Source organism: Brevibacillus sp. MER 51, from assembly GCF_023714195.1.
In the GTDB taxonomy this organism is placed as follows: domain Bacteria; phylum Bacillota; class Bacilli; order Brevibacillales; family Brevibacillaceae; genus Brevibacillus.
On the sequence record NZ_JAMAUS010000001.1, the window covers coordinates 618,970 to 637,996 of the forward strand.

General features: G+C 48.6%; 6 protein-coding genes. All 6 read right to left on the bottom strand.

Annotated elements, in window-relative coordinates; genetic code table 11:
• Window position 1 precedes the first annotated feature (1 nt).
• Genes edeJ through M3630_RS02370 form a run of 6 tightly spaced genes read right to left on the bottom strand, consistent with a single transcriptional unit; the run spans window position 2 to window position 19,017 of the window.
• Window positions 2-2,692 carry an edeine non-ribosomal peptide synthetase EdeJ gene (edeJ, locus tag M3630_RS02345; RefSeq protein ID WP_251251095.1) on the bottom strand — a complete coding sequence of 897 codons (2,691 nt, stop codon included), beginning with the start codon at window positions 2,690-2,692 and terminating at the stop codon, window positions 2-4.
• A 30-nt stretch (window positions 2,693-2,722) separates the two neighbouring features.
• Window positions 2,723-6,706, bottom strand: coding sequence for an edeine non-ribosomal peptide synthetase EdeK (edeK, locus tag M3630_RS02350; protein WP_251251096.1), 3,984 nt, complete (start codon window positions 6,704-6,706; stop codon window positions 2,723-2,725).
• Between the two features lie 33 nt (window positions 6,707-6,739).
• Window positions 6,740-10,030: an edeine non-ribosomal peptide synthetase EdeL gene (gene edeL, locus M3630_RS02355; protein WP_251251097.1), complete on the bottom strand. Its 3,291-nt coding sequence runs from the start codon at window positions 10,028-10,030 to the stop codon at window positions 6,740-6,742.
• A 17-nt stretch (window positions 10,031-10,047) separates the two neighbouring features.
• Window positions 10,048-11,211: a pyridoxal phosphate-dependent aminotransferase gene (locus M3630_RS02360; protein ID WP_173607818.1), complete on the bottom strand. Its 1,164-nt coding sequence runs from the start codon at window positions 11,209-11,211 to the stop codon at window positions 10,048-10,050.
• A gap of 15 nt (window positions 11,212-11,226) precedes the next feature.
• The gene (edeN, locus tag M3630_RS02365) at window positions 11,227-17,745 is read right to left on the bottom strand and encodes an edeine non-ribosomal peptide synthetase EdeN (RefSeq protein WP_251251320.1); all 6,519 of its coding nucleotides are present in this window, start codon (window positions 17,743-17,745) and stop codon (window positions 11,227-11,229) included.
• Window positions 17,746-17,769: 24 nt separating this feature from the next.
• Window positions 17,770-19,017 (bottom strand): lysine 2,3-aminomutase, encoded by a 1,248-nt coding sequence (locus tag M3630_RS02370; protein WP_173607819.1) that lies wholly within the window; start codon window positions 19,015-19,017, stop codon window positions 17,770-17,772.
• Window positions 19,018-19,027: the final 10 nt, after the last annotated feature.

Below are 19,027 nucleotides of genomic sequence, written 5' to 3' on the forward strand. Positions count from 1 at the left end.
CCTAATTCCCCTTCCTTTTGTCGATCAGCTCGGCACCCTTGTCTACGGAGAGAACTCCCTCCTTGACCTCCCTCAGCAATTCCAGAAGGGATTCATCATCATCGCTTTGATCTTCCATAGATGCAAACTGATCCTGTTTTCTTTGTTCGAGAAAATCCACAAACATGGCAATCGTATAGTAGGAAAACAAATGCGCGACGCTAATCTCGCTATCCACTTGTTTTACAATTTGCGCATGCATTTTAAGCAACAGCAGGGAATTCCCTCCCAGCTGGAAAAAGCTGTCGTGTACCCCCACTTTTTCGATTCCCAAGATTTCTTTCCAGATGGTAACCAGCTGTTCTTCCTTCTCGTTTCGTGGGGCTACATATTCAGCATCGGACGCCTGTTGTTCATCCACTTCAGGCAATAGCTTGCGATTGATCTTGCCCCCTGCTGTCAAAGGCATTTTTTCAATGCTGACAAAAAAGGAAGGGATCATGTGATCGGGAAGCCGCTCGCTGAGATAACCACGCAGGTCACTTGCGGTTAATTCCTGAGCATTCGTTACGTAGTACGCGCACAATCGAGCCTTCTCTTCTTGAAATAGCACGGCACACTCTTTTACTAGCGGGTGGGACAATAGAACCTCATCAATCTCGCCCAATTCAATTCGGTGCCCGCGTACTTTTACTTGATGATCGATGCGACCGCAGAACTTGATATTGCCATTCGGCAGATAACGCCCAAGGTCACCTGTCCGATAAAGCTTTTGATAGCCAATTTCCGGATAAGGGTTGTCAACAAAGCTGGTAGCAGTTTTCTCGGGATCGTGCAAGTACCCATGCCCCAAGCACAAGCCTGTTATATAAATCTCCCCTTGATGTCCCGCCGGAACAAGTTTGCGATTTGAATCCAGCAGCAAGATTTTCGTATTGGCTATCGGCTTTCCAATCGGGATCGGCCCCTGATGGGTATGGTCGATCTCAAAGTAGATGACACCAATAGACGTCTCTGTCGGTCCATACAGATTCGTGATACGAACGTGGGGAAATCGCTGAAGAAACAGATGCACAGTGTGAGCCGTGATTTCCTCTCCGCCCAAGATCAGGTGGCGAATCGAAGCAAGTGAATCGTGTATGTCCAACCGTGTTTCCATTTGATCCACCAGCAGATTGAACACCGACGGCACAAAGTCCGTAATCGTAATCTGATAGGTTGAAATGGCGTGTAACACTTGATCGAGCGTCATCTCGAACTCCGGAATCGGCAATACCGTACGGCCACCATGCAAGAGCGGCCAGAATAGTTGCCAGACCGAACTATCGTAGTGGTGGGGCGTCGTCTGGAAAATGGCATCCTGTTCCGTACAACCGTAATGTTCATCCATCCAGCGAAACCGGTTGAAAATACCGATATGAGGAACAACTGCTCCTTTTGGTTTGCCAGTGGAACCAGATGTATAGATCACATAGATCGGGTCGTCCACATCTACCTGGACATTCAAGTCCCGTTCTTCCCGGATATCGTCCGCATCGACGATTACAGCGCGTGTCCATTGCACGAATGACGGTTCCTGGCGTATTTCTGGCCCGATTAGCGTCACCGGACAATCCAATTCATCCAGTAGCTGCTTTTTCCGTTCGCTCGGACTCTGCACGTCTAGCGGGACAAAGGCCGCACCTGTTTTCATCACAGCTAGCAGGGAAATGACCAAATTCAAGCTACGATTCATCAAGACCGGAACATAGCTTCCTCTCCCAATGCCACTCTCCTTCAACATCCGCGCAAGGCAATTAGCTTTGCCATTAAGTTGAGCGTAAGTAAGGGTTTTGTTGCCAAATACAGCGGCTGTTAGATGCGGCGTCCGCGCTGCCTGTTCCTCGATCAGTTGATGAATCGGCTTGGGAGCAGAATGAGGAACGTCCGTCTGATTGCGGGTATACAACAGATCAGTCCGCTCCGCCTCTGTCAACATATTGATTGTCTGGACAGACCGTTTAGGATCGACGACGACTTCACGAAGAATTTGTTGATAATGCCCAATCATCCGTTCGATGACAGCCTCTTGGAACTGCTCGCCCGCATATCGCACGCGTCCGGTCATTCCATCTTCTGTTTGCTTGCATGCAAATACCACTTGCAGAGACAAGCCTTCTAAAGCAGCAATATCTTGCACGTTTTCGAGTACGAAGGCTGTATCCAGCAGTGTCTTCCTATCTGTGTTGGATAGATCAAGCCATTGCATCATTTGCGAAAACGGATAGTTCTGATGCTCCATTGCCTCTTTGACTAGCTGCTTACCCTCTTTCGCCACTTCTGCAAAAGTAGCTTCTTGATGCATCCGTACACGCAGCGGCAGCACCCGATTCCAAGCATTAGGGGGAAGCGGATTCTGAAAGACGGGCGTGAGAATGATCATGTCGTCTGTCTGCTTATACCGATTCAGCATGATTTGAAACGTCGACAGAAGGAACAGGTAGAGCTTCATCGGATGATGACCGCAATGGGCCGCAATGGCAGCGTTCAAATCATCTGGAAAGACAAAAGATATTTCTTTTGTCTCCTCCTCCCCATCGCCTTCCTTCTCCGTCCCTTCGGTTGGAAGGAGGGAGAGCGTCCACTCCCCCTGTAACTTCTCTTGCCAGTACTGCTCCTCCCGGCTAAATTTCCGACTGGTTAGCAGAATGTTTTGCGAAATAGTAGTCTCCATATGCCCTCCCCCTCTTACTCACCGCTTGCTCTAAAATTCAAAATCCCAATCGACGCCCTGTGCTTGAATAAGGGCTACCTCACGGGTCAATTCAAAGTCTTGCAGGAGGCGCTGGGGATCTTCCATCACCTGCTGCAACAAGCTTTTGAAGTCACTCACAAACTGCTCCATCGTCTCTCTGCGGAACAGGTCACTGCGGTAATCCAGCTTACATGTAAGTCTGTCGAAAACCGGATAAGCCGACAGATGAAGGTCAAGTTTAGCCGTGTTGTTTTGCAGGGGATAGTTTTTGACGATCATTCCCTCAAGCTCCAGTTCCCCTTCTGGATTGTCCATGTTTTGCAGGACGAAAATCGTATCAAAAAGAGGCTGACGACCTGTATTTGGTTCAAGACCAAGAGTCTGGACAAACAGATCAATCGGGTAATCCGCTTGTTCAAAAGAGGCAAGCGTATGCTCGCGGACCTCCGCAAGAAACTCGCGATAGGTTTTCTCGCCTTTTGGATAATTTCGTAAGGGAATCGTGTTGATAAACATCCCAATCACTTCATCAAACTCTGCAAATTTACGGCCAGCTACTGGAGTTCCGACAACGACATCCTCTTGACCGCTGTATTTTGCAAGCAGCATGTTGTAAACCGACAGCAGTACCATGTAAAGTGTCGCATGTTCCTGCGTTGCCAGTTCCAGCAACCGCTGCCTCTCCTCAGCCGATATATCGAACTCAATCGTCGCACCAGGATACGTAAGAGATTCTGGCCTTTCATAATCAGTTGGAATCGATAGTAGTGGAGCCGGGCTGGTAAACAAGTCTGCCCAATAGTCAGCTTGAAGCTCCCCTGACTCAAGTGCAGATTCCTGCCAAACAGCAAATTCTTTTTGCTGAACGTCCAATGCAGGAAGTGTCACACCTGCATAGAGACGAACAAAGTCCTCTACGAGAATATCCATGGATACACCGTCTGAAACGATATGGTGCATGTCGAACATCAAGAGATACTTTTCCGGAGCAATCCTGATTAGCCCTGCACGCAACAAGGGTGCTTGACGCAAATCGAATGGTCGTACAAACGCTGCCAGACTGGCCTCCAACTGCTCTGCACTGGCTTCGCTCACTTCCAAATGGAAGACCAGCGAATCATGTACAATTTGAACCACTTGCCCATCTCTATAATCAAACGAGGTACGAAGAGATTCATGGCGGTCAACCAATCCTTGAAAAGCATGTTCTACCTTTTCACGGCTCAACTCACCCTCGATGAAACGAGCAGCCGTAATGTGAAGACTTGTGTCAGCCGGATTGACCTGCTGAAGAATAAAGAACTTTCGCTGGGCGGCCGTAACCGGATAGTACGTTCTGGCTTCGACTGAGAATCGTCTCTTCGTAATGGCCTTGTCTGCTCCATCTATCACCTTGCCAAGCTCCTGAATCGTTGGGTGATTAAACAAGGTTCGCAGTGGAAGCTGAACGCCAAACTGCTGTGCGACCTGGGCAGCTACCGCGTTGATTTTTAACGAGTGCCCCCCTAGAGCGAAGAAATTGTCCCGAGCACTGATTGTGTTTGGATCGAGCTGTAACACATGCGCCCAGATGTGGATGAGAGCTTTTTCCGTCTCGGTTGTCGCTGACACCAAAATAGATGTGTCGACCCGATCTTGTATGCCGGGCTTCGGCAAAGCCCCTCTGTCCACTTTTCCGTTAGGGGTAAGTGGCAATACGGTTTGTTTTACATAGTGCATCGGCACCATGTATTCCGGAAGCACAGTAAACAGATAATCACGCACATCTCGTGCGGAAAATTCCTCCTGGGGAACGACATAGGCACATAAGTACTTTGCACCTGTTTCCTCTGAAAGCGCCAAGACCACTGCGTCTTTAACCGCTGGATGCCTACGCATTACCTGTTCAATCTCACTTAATTCGATTCGGTAACCCCTAATCTTGACTTGATTGTCCATTCTCCCGAAGTACTCAATATACCCGTCCTCCGTGATCCGTCCGACATCACCTGTACGGTAGAGTACTTGGTAGTCAGGGTCTTCTACCCAGTTAGCATACGGATTTGCTACAAAAACTTTTTGTGTCCGTACCTCATCTTTGTAGTAGCCGTATCCAACCCCCGGACCTGCTACACAAATTTCTCCTTTTACGCCTTGTGGGCAGATACACTGATTTTGATCGAGTATGTAAATATGAGTGTTCTGGATCGGTATGCCGATAGGAACCACAATCTGCTGATCGCTGGGCATCCCCCGAATAATGTGGTGCGTAATATCATCGGATGCTTCCGTTGGCCCGTACATATTCACCAATGGAATTTCCGTATAGCAGGCAAACCAGCGTCTTACCAGAGGAGCTGGCAACTCTTCTCCTGTCACTGCCATCCATCGCAGATCAGGGAAGCTGCGTTCGGAGTCCGGCCATTCTTGAACGAGATCAAGCAGCACGGAGAGCAGAGATGGTACCACTTCCGCTACGGTGACGCGGTTGGAACGGAGTACGTTATGAAGAGCCTGCGTATCCATTACCGTCTCTGTATCGACCACTTGCACAGAGCCACCCACCAGCAAAACAGCCAGATATTGCCAAACAGAAATGTCGAAGCAAAGCGAAGCCGTTTGTGCGACAAGATCATCCTCGCAGAGGGATAGGTCGTTGATTTTAGCGAAAATGTGGTTAATCATTCCGCGATGGTGCACCATTACGCCTTTTGGTTGTCCAGTCGTGCCCGATGTGAAGATGATGTAAGCCAGGTCTGTTCCCGCACTCTCCCGACCGATGTTCTCTCCCGATAGTGACTCTACGGATTGATCGGATGAACCAAAGACATAGAGATACTTCAGCTCAGGCGAGGATGCTTGAATCTGCTCCAATCCATCTAGCAAGTCAGGCTGAGTGATTAACCCTGCAATCTCACTCTTTTGCACGATGTACAGGATCCGATGCTGCGGATAGTCTGGATCAATCGGTACGTAGGCTCCTCCCGCTTTGAACACTGCAAGAATCGCAACTAGCGTATCCACGTTACGCTTCATATAGATACCGATTTTTGTGCCAGGTCGTAATCCTTGCTGGATAAAATGGCGCGCAAGTCGGTTGGATCTCTCGTTTAATTCCTGATAGGTTAACGTTGATTTTCCGTCTGTAACCGCTTTGCGATGAGGCGTCTTTTTTACTTGCTCCTCAAAGAGGTGATCAAAGCTCTGATCGCGCGGAAAATCAATCCGATTGTCGTTGAATGAAAGAACTAACTCACGTACCTCAGCCTCAGATAAGCACGCGATCTCGGCGATTTTTTGATCCGGGTGGGTTACGATAACCTGATAGATACGGACCAAGTGCTCCATCATCCGTTCCATCATGCTGAGTTGGTATCTTTGCCCCACGTAACGCACAAGTAATTCGAGCGAGTTCCCCTTTTTAGAAAAGAGGAGCTGCAACTCGCTCGATACCTGTTCCAGGCTATCCTGATCATGAAGAACGTCCAATAAGCAAGTCGCCTCAAAGAACGGTGTGCTGTTCCCCTGCTGCGGTACTTGCAATTCCTCGATCAACCGCAAGATTGGGTAGTTCTGATGTTCCACAGCTGCCTTTAAGGTCTGGCGAACTTCTTGCAGCAGCTCCTTGATGCTCCATTCCGGGAGTACCTGATGACGCAGAGGCAGCACTTTATTCAAGAACTCACCCGGCTCTGTTTGACGAAAGATAGCCGTTCCAACGCATATGTCCTGATGTCCCGTGTATTTGGACAACAAGATGCCCAATCCACTCAGCAAAGCCATGAACAAACGTTGATCTGAGCCATTGCTCAAATGAATCAGCGCCCTGCTCAGTTCGTCCGGAAACACGATGTTCAACTCACGAAGCTCAGACTGACGCTGAAACGAGGCCCGAGAGTCTGTTGGAAGGTCGAGTGAATGAAACTCTCGAGAGAGGTTCTCCATCCAAAAGTCTTTTTCGCGATCAAACTGCCCACTGGCCAGCAAGATGTTTTGTGCCGTTATCGTTGTCAAGCCAATCCCTCTTTTCTGTCCGTCATGTATTTCTCAAAAAGCAAAGTCATCGTCGTCCACTTGTCCCTGTGCAACCTGTACTACTCCATGACCGATCTGAAGTTGTCCGATGGTTCGGTTCGGGTGGGCTACCATTTGCTCCAATAGAATGACAAAGTCTTGAGCCATCTTCTCGATTGTTCTTCTGTGATACAAGTTCGTGTTATATTGCCAGTGCATGCATATGTGATCTTCAGCCTTCACCACTTCCAAAGCCAGATCAAGCATGGCAGATTTGCGTCTGAACTCGTACGGTGCAAACTCGATTTGATCGAGACTGACTTTTTGCTGTTCCGCTGCATGATGCAGGGTCAGCATAGCGTCAAACAAGGGGTTTCTTGCTGGATCCCGAGTCAATTGAATCTGGCTTACGAGTTGATCAAATGGATAGTCTCCATGCTCAAAACCGCTAAGCACGTTTTGGCGTACCTGCCCGATATACTCTTCGACGGTCAATTCTTTCTTCGGCCAGTTTCGCAAGGCCAAGGTGTTCACAAACATCCCCACAACAGGGGCAAACTCCGCACGTTGTCTACCATCCATGTCGCAACCAACGACGATGTCTTCCTGATTGCTGTATTTCGATAACAAAACAGAATAGACGGCCAACAGAAGCATGTACAGCGTCGTAGAACTTTGACGGGTAAACGAGTCAAGTTTTTCCAGCCATTCTCCAGACTGTTCAGTCAGCAACTCGTCGCCATCAAATGTCATGGTTTGTGGGCGAGGATAGTCGGTCGGGATTGCCAATGGTTGTGGCTGCTTGGAAAATGCTTGCAACCAGTATGCTTCATGCTCGGCCCAGCCGATCTCGGCAGCTTGTTCACTTTGCCACCAAGCAAATTCCTTGGCCTGTACCGACAATTCCGGCAACACCTGTCCTTGGTAGAGGTAACAAAACTCCTCAAGCAAGATAGACTTGGATATGCCATCCGAAATGATATGGTGCATATCGAAAATCAGCAGATGCTCTTCTGATGAAAGCTCAATTAAGCCGATACGAAGCAAAGGCGCTTGCTTTAAATCGAATGGCCGGAAAAAGCGTTCGATTGTCTTTTCCACAGCTTCCTCGTCTGTTTTCCATGTCTCGATCCGTACAGAAAGGTCACTGTGTACTTTTTGTTTCACCTGACCTTCCATCAGATGAAACGAGGTGCGCAGCGCCTCATGTCGTGCGACGAGTTGATCTGCGACGTCTTGCAGACGCCCCGAATCAAGAGAACCGGTGATCCGCATAACTCCCGGTGTATGATAGCTGGTAGCATCTTCTTCCAACTGCCACAACAAGTAAAGCCGCTCTTGCGCACGCGTGACAGGGTAATATTCCTGACCAGAGAGCAAAGTGATCGGTTTTTGCTCCATCTCTTGGAGGCTGCCTGTGATCCGATCCGCCAAACCGCGAATCGTAGGAGCATCAAACAGGTCGCGCATGGAAAGCTTCACTTGAAAGTCACTTTCTACTCTGGATAAAAGCTGAATGGCCTTCAGCGAATGTCCTCCCTGTCCGACAAAGTGATCAAGTACACCAGGGGATGGAATCTGTAAAACATCCGCCCACAACTCAGCCAACTTTTGTTCGATAGGGTTTGCCGGAGCCACGTATTCGCCACTAATGCTTGGCTTTACAGAAGGCAAAGCTTTGCGGTCGATCTTGCCATGCGGGGTAAGCGGCATCTCGGACAGTTCCATAAAGTAGCTCGGGATCATATATTCGGGAAGCCACTCCAGCAGGTGCTCGCGAAGCCCATCCGGCTGAACGCCGTCCTTTTGCACGACATAGTAGCAAGCCAGTTCGGTCAAGCCCATCTGATCAGTCATAGCCAATACCGCTACCTGGTTCACGGCAGGATGCTGGAGGACGGCGCGTTCCACTTCCTTCAGTTCCACACGATAGCCTCGCACTTGAACCTGATCGTCCATTCGTCCCAGATATTCAAACACTCCCGTTTCACTGAGCAATCCGACATCTCCCGTACGGTAAAGGCGCTCGCCAGTAATGGGATGATGCGTAAAAGCTTTCTCGGTCAACTCAGGCTTGCCCAAATATCCGTCGGTGATGCCAATTCCACCGATACAAATCTCGCCCTTGACATCAGGGGGACAAATTTCCCCCGTCTGGCCAAGAATGAACATATGTGTATTGGCAATAGGTACACCAATAGGGATTCTGAGTGTTTCTTCAGCAGGCTGTTCGGTGCAAAGAAAGACGGACGCGTATATCGCCGATTCTGTCATCCCGTAAATATTGGCGATTCGCGCGACACGAAACAAACGATTCCATTCGCGAACCAGATTAGCGGTCAGTGCTTCTCCTCCATTAAATACCCACTTCAAATTAGGCAACGGATCTGCTTCATTACGAGAGTGCACATGAGCCAGAAACACATTCATCATCGCAGGAACGAACTGGGTGACTGTAATGCGTTGCTCCCGCAGCCAGTCATACAAGGCTCCCGGATCTTTGCCGTCTTCCTCTTTCAAAATAGACAGCTTTGATCCAACCATCAGCGGCCAAAACAATTCCCACACCGAATCCGTAAAAGAGATCGAGGTTTTTTGAGCAACCACGTCTGTCTCGCTTAGTGGAAAAGTCTCCTCTAGCCAAAACAACGTATTCAATACCTGTTTGTGCGTAATCATGACGCCTTTTGGCGCACCGGTCGAACCCGATGTGTAGATGACATACGCAACATCATCCTCTGAACCTGCCGGGGCTATCGCCTCTCCCTTTTGACGGCGAATGTCAGACGCTGTATAGACCTTGTATCCTGCGTGATGGAAGGAAGTCTCGTCCAAACAAATGATCGTTTCGATACTGTCAGGGAGATCCGGTATGATCTCATCCAGATACACGGATTCTGTTACAAGCACCTTGCAGCGACTATCCTGCAATAGGTATTGAATTCTGGCTCGGGGATAATGGGGATCAACCGGGACGTATCCCCCACCTGCTTGGAGGATGGCAAGAACTGCCGCTACCATCCGGGAGCTCCTGTCTGCGAGAATTCCCACGAGTTGCGAAGGAATTACACCCGCATCTTGTAGGATACGGGCTAGCTGATTTGCTTCCGCGTGTAGTTCTGCGTATGTTCTTTCTCGATCCGCCTCTACCACAGCGACTCTATCAGGCGTTTTTTCCGCTTGCCGGGCGAACAGTTCAGCAATGGTTACTTTGTTGCGGTACGGTTTGTCTGTCTGATTGACTCTGGTTAACAAGTTCGCTTCATCATCAGTGAGCAGGTTAAACTCGTTCAGATCCAGATCGAGCTGCATACGTCCATTCATTGCGACTCTTCCCCTTTTTAGGTGGTGGTGAAAAATTCCCGCAAACGGTTAATTCCCTCGTTATACTTCGCGGCAGAGTATGAGAGGCGCAGTGTGTTCGGGATGCCAAAGTCAGAACCCGGTACGGTCGCCACATGTGTAGCCTCGAAAATTTGTGTAGCCAACTCAAGTGACGTGCTGATGCCTTTTCTTTTCATAAATTGTTCGCAATCAATCGTGAAGTAGAAGCTGCCTCGCGCTGGCAGAGCACGGACATCCGGTACATTTTGGAAAGCGTCAATCGTATAGTCCCGACGACCTTTGTAAAGTTGGACCAAATGATCAACCTCATGCTGGTAATCAAGCGCAGTCATTGCTCCGAACTGTACAACTGGGTCAGCTGTGAGCAGTGTGTGGTGCTGAATGACTGTCAATGGTTGCACCAGCTCATCCGGTACGATCGCATATCCGACACGTCTGCTATACATCCGATACGCTTTGGAAAACGCATCCGTTGTGATGAACGTAGACTTGGTATTTTTCAGCTGCATCACGGATTCGCACTCGTCATCGAAGTAGGTATTCGCATAAATCTCGTCATTGATAATAGCGGCTCGGCCGTCTACGATGCTGTCGATCGTGTACAATTCCTCTTTTGTAAGAATATTTCCCAACGGGTTGCCTGGCGTGTTGATCACGACCACTTTCGTCTTGTCTGTAAAATTCTCTTTAAACGACTCCACATCAAGTCTCAACGTATCCAAATCAATTTTGTAATAACGAACTTTCGCACCGACTAAGAGCGCGCAGAAATGGTAAAGCGAGTAGTACGGTAGTGGCAGCAACACTTCATCGCCTTCTTTAAGCAAGAGGTAGAACAGGTTGCGGAATAGTGTGCTGGTACCGACACTTATCACGAAATTTTCCGGTTTGATGGACACATCGTATTTTGTTTGATAGTGAGTCGAGAGCTTATCTTTCAGCTCCGGCAGGCCACCCGGATACACGAGCGAATATTTTTCAAAGCTGTTCAATGCCTGTTGCATAGAATTGATAATTTCGGGATGCAACGGCATTTCCGACTTCCCAAGAGTCATACGGATCGCTTCTCCACCGTTTCTCTCAAGCTCATTTGCCATCTGGTCCAGTACAAACATCAAAAAGCGCTCGTCGTGAAAATTAATTGAGGATCTGATTTCCATATTCTCCTACCCCTTTTACTTTATTTTGGTTTTTTCTGCTAACATTTTTAAGATTTTCACATAACGATCTGAAAGCGATTCAACATATGACGTCTGAAGCATAGCTGGATCATAGGTAAAAACGACATGGATACCTTCCGAAGTTTCTGCTACCTGAAGAACTAACGGACTTCCGGCCATTTCTGGCTCGACTGATCGCTTGACTTCACGTTTCCAAACTTCCGACTGAGCTTTGAACGGAATGGTCTGGTTGACAAAAAGTGTCGGCCATTCCATGTTCATCGTCGCTTGCCAGTGCTCTGACGGATACAACGCGAGCGCTTGCATCCGGGCACGTACTTGCTTCGTTTGATCCACTAATTGTGAAAACGAATGAATCGTCTGCATATCGATGGTGAGCGGTACGATGTTGTCAAAGTTGCCTAGCGTTTGTTCCAGCACACCTGGCGTCCGGTTCGTCGTCACCACCCCAAGTGTCAAACTCGGCAACTGGGTGACCTGACGAAGCAACAACAGGTAGGAGGCAAGCAAAATGTCTCCCAGCTCCTGATTGGAATGAGCAGATACATGCAGTAAATCCGCGTGACTTGCCGGGTCGATATACTGCTCGACCTGTCGTTTCGCTACCCCACCCGTACCAAAAGGTTGAGCAGAATTTGGATTAATTGCTGTCAACCACTCGTGACGCTGGGCCTCGAGATGTCCGTAATAAAGCATTTTTTTCTGCCAAACAGCGAATGCTTCGTAGCGAGGCGGTTCTTCCACAGTTGGTTCATGCCCTTGTGCAATCGCCTGATAAAGAGCCTCCCATTCTTCCAGGAGAATTCCGAGACCTCGCCAATCACTCAAGGAGCTGTGCAAACTTCCAATCAACCGATAGCGATCAGCCGCCAGCTTTACCAGTTCAAATCGAGCCAAACATCCTGCTTTGTCCTCAAACGGCCTCTTCTGCTCGGCAGTCAAGCGTTCTCGCAACCATACCGCTGCCTCTGCCTCGCTTTTCTCCTGTAAATCACAAAGCGCCAGCGGAATCTGTTCCGATAGGCCTTGTGGCGACAGCTGAGGGAAACGTCGCATGAGAGCTTGCCATGCTTGCTGCATATACGCCAGTTCGATTCTGCCCCGCAGCTCAATGTCAAAACATCTGACAGCCACAATCCCCTCTTCTTGTTCCTGCTTCAGCAATCGTTCTTGAATGAAGGAATAAATGAGCGTTGTTTCCGATTGAAACTCGCCTAGAATCGGCTTAGCTCTTTGTGCTGCTGATTTCCCGTCCGTTAAAATCAGGTAGGGGGCATCTGTCAGTTGCAGATTACATCCTGCCTGGTCTGCAAACGTAACGGGAATGCCACACGCAATCAGTGTGTCGATCCGTTCGGTCAGATTCGTTACTCTGTCCTCGATTTGATAAACGCCACAACCACTTTTCAAGAGCTCCCGTTGTTCTTGCGAGTGCTCCATTCGAGGCTGAACTAACTGAATGCTGCTCTCTTCCGCTTTGCCTAGTGTGATGATACTGGCTTGCGATTGCCGATCCAGATATTTCTCGTGAACACGGTAGCCGAGGAAGGTAAAGAACGATAGTGCCTGATCAGCATCTGATGTAAGCAACCGGATCGCAGATTGCTGATCGCTGCTGTACCATTCGTCATGCTTCATATCCTCGCTCTCTACAAGTTCAATCAGTCCTACCGATTCCACAAAGAGAAAGGCAACGAGTCTATGATTGAAGAGCACCGCTGGCTTAGGTGCGCTGACCAAATCGTATTTGAAACCAGAATCGACTAACCTTTTCAAAAATTGAGTAATATTGGAAATAGAATAACATAGATGGTACGGACCCGTCCCCTTCTCTTCCAACAAACGAACGCAAGGTGACGTTTCATCGACAGGCGCGATTAGCTCGATTGGCACACAGTTCGGTTTCATGCACATCGAGAGATACACGTTTTGTTCTGGATCATGGAGTGAATCGCTCGCATCAAATCCGAGAGTGCCATACATGATTTGAGCCGGACCCAGTTCTGGAACGGCAACTCCGACATGATGAAGGCGGTTCATCACGCCCTCTTTTTCTGTTTGGTGATGCACGATATCAACATCATCCAATCGCTGTTTTGGATGCTTCAGAAGCGCTGCGAGTACACGCAAATAGTTGCCAGCGAAGCCTTCCATTGTCTCCGCTTTAAACAACTGGGTATCGTATTCAAGCACGCACCTGAATTGATCGGCGAGTGGTGTAATATCCAGCTTAAAGTCGAGCTTCGACGTCTTCGATTCATGCGGAACCTCTTCAAATTGCACGTCGCCAAGGGTAAATTTGACTTCTTGCTCGCGCTGGCTATGGAAGATCAGCATCGTATCAAACAATGGATTTTGCGTTTGCTGAATGCCCGCGGCGCTACGGGCAACGATTTCTTCAAACGGATAATCCTGATGTTCGTAGGCCAGTAACAGACTGCGCTGAACCTCTTGTACAAAATCGGTATACAAAAGATCGGCACGTGGACGATTGCGAATCGGTAGGAAGTTGATAAAGACGCCGACGATTCGCTCCAAATCGGGATGGTTTCGACCAGCTACCAGTGAACCGACAACGAAATCTTCCTGAGACGTGTATTTCATCAACAACACGTAATAAGCCGACATCAAAACAGCATGGACTGTGACTTCGTTCTGCTTGGCAAATGCATGCAAATCACTGTACGTAGAATCAGAAATGAAGAACGTATGGTGATCCCCCTGGAATGTCTTAACGGAAGGACGTGGGTAATCCAATGGAAAACACATGAGCGGGATTCGGTCGCTGAAAGTGTCTACCCAGTATTTTTCCTGCTGATTCCACTGCTCGCTCCCCCGCTTCTGCCACTGCCAGTCGGCGTAGTCCTTGTATTGAATAGGCAGTGCAGGCAGCTCTTCACCCATATACAACCTGGCGAAGTCTTCCATTAACACGTTCAGAGAAATACCATCCAAAATAATATGATGAGAGTTGAACAACAGATAATGCTGAGTAGCTGTGACCTCAACCAGGCAAACCTGAAGGAGAGGGGCTTCCGTCAAATCAAAGGATTGCCGGAAGTCTTCCATCAGTTCATCCAATGTCCTGCCATCGCTATGCATGGTTTGGATCTCAAATGGCACTTTGTCGCTGATGTACTGATACACTTCTCCATCCTGTACCGCAAACGAAGTACGGAATGCTTCATGCCTTTGGATGATTTCCTTAATCACACGTTTCACTCGACTTACATCCAGATGACCGTTTACCGAGATTACACCCGACATGTTGTAGCTGGTGCTTTCGCCTTCTATCCCGTGCATCACGAAAATTCGTTTCTGTGAAGAAGAAGCCCTGTATCTCTCGGCTTGACTGACCCGATCAATCGGCCCGTAGGATATCGGCTGTCTCCCCCTGATGCGGTCCGCTAATTGTCGAATGGTGGGGTTCTGGAATACATCCCTGATCGTGATGTCTGTTTTTCTTTCTTTTTGCAATCTGGTCACGAGTTGAGCGGCTTTCAGCGAGTGGCCTCCCAGCGAGAAAAAATGATCGTGCACGCTTATTTTTTCGATTGCCAAAAGCTCGCGCCATATTTGGGCCAATTGCTGCTCAAGTTCATCTGCCGGGGCCTCTTCCTTTCCCGCGCGATACTTCGTGTAATCCAGACGTTGCAAGGCAGTCTTGTCTACTTTTCCACTCTGCGTCCGAGGCAAGGCACCAAGATGGACAAAAAAGGCAGGTAGCATATAGTCAGGCAGATAAGTCAGCACTGCTTCTCGCAGTACGTGGTCCTCAATGGGATGCGTTGCAGCCAAGCATGCAACCAGATAAGGATCGCGCTTTGACTCCTGAATGGCCACTACCGCTGCTTCCCTGACACCAGGCTGACGGCGCAGGACAGCTTCTATTTCCTCCAATTCAACGCGGTTGCCACGAATCTTGATCTGGAAATCCTTGCGACCAAAATATTGCAGATGTCCTTCATCCGTCCAGCAAGCCAAGTCTCCTGTACGATAAAGTCTGCCATATGGGGTCAGTAAGTAAGACGCTCTGGTTTTTTCCTCGTCAGCGATGTACCCTTCCGTTACACCCATCCCGCCTACGTACATTTCCCCTATTACCCCTTTGGGCAACAGATGAAAATCTTGGTCCAGAAGAAAGACACGAACGTTGTAACTCGGATGTCCAATCGGAAGCGGGTTTTCAAAAGGCCCTTGTCGAGGTACACAATACCCCGATGCCGAGATACTATTTTCCGTCGGACCATACAAGTTGTACATCTGCGCTTGAGGGAGCAAGGCTGCATGTCTTTCCACTAATGAAGAAGACAGCATCTCTCCTGTACACAACACTTTTTGAATCGAATTCAGCGAGCCATCAGCCACGTGGTCAAGCAAAGCGTGATACATCGTAGGGACGACGAGTATCACGTTTGCCTGTTGACTCTCGATGGCAGCCGCTAATTTTTGCGGGGACTTGTTTTCGTGTCGCTGCAATAAGCAAAGGGTACCGCCACTGATCAGTGTGCAAAAAATCTCGACAACTGATGCGTCAAAAGTTAATGTGGCGATCTGCAACGTTCTCGTCTGCTCTCCGAACCCGACAAATTCTATGTGCCACCAAAGAGCGTTGATTAATTGATCATGCTTTACACGCACGCCTTTTGGCGTACCTGTCGAACCAGAAGTAAAGATGGCATAAGCCGTACTTGAAGGTGCCGCTTTTCGCTGTGGTGTTGGAGTTAACTCCTGTGCCCAGCATGCTGGTTCATCCAGTCGAAACACCCTTGTTTGCAAGTCAGCGACGAGTTCCAGATAGCTGCCTTCCGTCACAATCAGACTAGGCTGAATCTGGCTTACGATCTGTTCAATTCGCGCTTTTGGCAAGTCTGGATCAAGCGGGACATAGTAACACCCAGCTTTGAGGATAGCCAGCAGTGCAGTAATCATCTCAGGGGAACGATCACACATGATAACTATCGGTCGGCCTGCATCTGTCACCTCCTTTTGCAGAGCCCAAGACAGGCGATTCACTTGTTCTTGTAACTCCTTGTAGGTCACAGTCTGCTTTCCGTGTATAAGCGCAACTGCATCCGGTGTTTTTTCTGCCGCTTGATCAATCAACTCGTGCACGCAGTAATTACTCGGAACTGGCACGACTTTCATCTGTTCCTCAATCATCTCTTGCCGCTCACGATCACTGAGCAGGGTAAGGTCACGAATCTCTTGATCCGAATCAGCCGCAATCTGCTCGAGAAGGCTCAGGTAGTGAAGCGCCAGGCGTTCGATTTCCGTCGCTTGAAACTTCCATGCCTGGTAGTTGACATGGATTGTCCATTCATCGCCTGGTGTTACTTCCAGCACCAATGGATAATCGGTTGTTTCATGTGAAGTGATATTCTCCAGCTCGAAGTCAAGTTCCAATCCGGCCAGCGTCTTGTCGATGGGATAGTTTTGGAAAACGAACAAACTGTGCGCCAAAGGGGTTTGTGCGTCCATCTCTGAGCAGTTTTTCAACTCAACCGATGGCACGTACAAATGCGGGGCCATCTGGTGCTGTTCTTCCATCATGACACCCAGCAGATCTTTGACTGTTGTCGTTTCTGTCCGTTTGATCCGGAGTGGATACGTCTTGATGAAGAGTCCGACGATTTCCTCTACTCCAGTGAGATGGGCAGGACGACCAGCGTACGCCACTTCAAAAAGAGCATCCCGCGTATCGCTGTATTTTTGCAGTAAAATCCCCCATGCGGCTTGCAACAGTGTGCTGATTGTCACGCGGTTACGCTTGGATGTTTCCTCCAATGTATCCGTAAGCGTTCGACTGAGCCGAAGATGATAAGAAGAATACTGCTGCTCTTTGTTACGATCCTCCCGCATATAGGGAAGCGGCGTAGGAGAGCTAATTCCTTGTAAGGAATCTTTCCAATACGATAACGATTGTTCATTCGAAGCTTCTTTGAGAAAACGCAGATACTCCTTGTATTTCGCCTTCTGCTTGATCGCAGGGGACTGTCCCAAGCACAATTGCCCATACGCTGTAAATATCTCTCTTAGGAGAATGCCGGAACTCCATCCGTCCATGAGAATGTGATGAAATGACCATATGACTTCATAACGATACAACTCCATCCTCACTACTTGAATGCGAATGGTATTGCCCAACTCAAGCGTAAAAGGTGTTTGCTTGTCCTGTGACAACAAAGCAGACAGTTTTCTTTCACGCGCTCCAGATGGTAACTCGCTCCAATCGAAATAAGGAATCTCCAATGTCTTTTGCTTGAGAATGAGCTGAACAGGGGCCTGAAGCCCCTCCCAGCGAAAAACCGTACGGAGCATTTCATTGGCCTCAAACGCCATCGTAACGGCCTGCGTAAACAACTCCAGCTGAAACTTGCCACGAAGGGTTAGCCGATGCTGTTCAAAATACAGATTGGAGTCCTTTTGGAGTCGGTAATAAAACAGCATGCCCTCCTGCGTCGGACTTAACGGCAAAATGTCAGCTATATTGTTTTTGTCGATCTTGTTCATCACAATTTTTCTCTCCTGACTCCCTTACCGAACTGCTTCACTCGGCAGGTTTTCCACGATCTCCCCATCTGCATTCACGTACGGCAAGCCATTGTGTTCGAAAACATGGTCGAGGCAGTACATCTCTCCCTGTTTGTAGTCCAAAATCATCAGGTCTTCTGAACGGGTTGGAATTAATTCCTTCAACCGCGCTGGAAGATAGTCTGGTCCGACTGCTTGATGCCATTTCAAAACAATTTTTTCAGGGCGCTCGGCTGTCGGATAAAAGCCACAAATCTCTAATTTTCCAAAGTCGTGGGAAGTAAGAAGTACCCCTTTTTTCTCCAAGCCACCCAGATTGCGCTTGGACTCGGCCACATTCCGGAACGCCTCGTCCAACGGAATGGCATACTGCTCGACTCCCCTGACTGGCATAAATACCGTCAAATAATACGAAATGATTCGATTATCCAAAAACTTGCGCTGCAAGTCGATCAAGGTCTCGACAGAATCGTTAACGCCACGAATGATGGCAGGCTGTCCGCGAATCTGGACACCGACGGATAGCAGTGCTTGCGTTGCTTGAATTGAAACGTCGCTTATTTCCCCAGGATGGTTAAACTGAGAAATTACACTTACCTGCTTGCCCGGCGTCTGTCTTACTTGGTCGAAAAACGCCAGCAGCTCTCCATCAAGAAAACGAGCAGGGTCATAGGCCAAAGCCTTGGTTGCAAAACGAACGAGTCGAATACTCTTCACACTCAATAGCGTACTGATCAGCTTGATTAAGTCAGAAGTTTTACGGAAGGAAGCAGGGTCTCCACCGGTAAAGAGGACATTATCGATGTACGGGTGGGCTTCCAAATACTGCACTGCCCTTTCTGCTTTGTCCATAATATTGGTGTATCCAATATCCTCATGGCGAATTTCGTTCACTTTATAGCAGAACTGGCAGTTGGCAATACAAAAATCGTCGATGTGAAGCAACAACGTCTTTTTGTACTTGTGTTGCAGAAAAGCTGTTTCATCCTGACGGTACGACTTGTTTCCATACGGATCAAAACGGCCTTTATAGGGCTTTACTCCCGGTGGCGGAAGCACGATATTGATCATCTGGGTACGATAAGGCTCTGATTGACTCGCAATCAACTCGGCATAATAGCGAGTCACCTTGAATGGCATATAAGACTGCTCCAGTAATGCACTGCGTTCTTCCCTCTCAGCTTCTGTAAAGCCGACAATTGTTGCGAACTCCTCAAATCCTTTTTTTCCCATTAATACCTTGACACTCAATGTAATCCCT

Coding starts and splice junctions, on each gene's coding strand:
- edeJ (WP_251251095.1), bottom strand. CDS start 2,692: ATGGAGACTACTATTTCGCAAAACATTCTGCTAACCAGTCGGAAATTT.
- edeL (WP_251251097.1), bottom strand. CDS start 10,030: ATGAATGGACGTATGCAGCTCGATCTGGATCTGAACGAGTTTAACCTG.
- M3630_RS02360 (WP_173607818.1), bottom strand. CDS start 11,211: ATGGAAATCAGATCCTCAATTAATTTTCACGACGAGCGCTTTTTGATG.
- edeN (WP_251251320.1), bottom strand. CDS start 17,745: ATGAACAAGATCGACAAAAACAATATAGCTGACATTTTGCCGTTAAGT.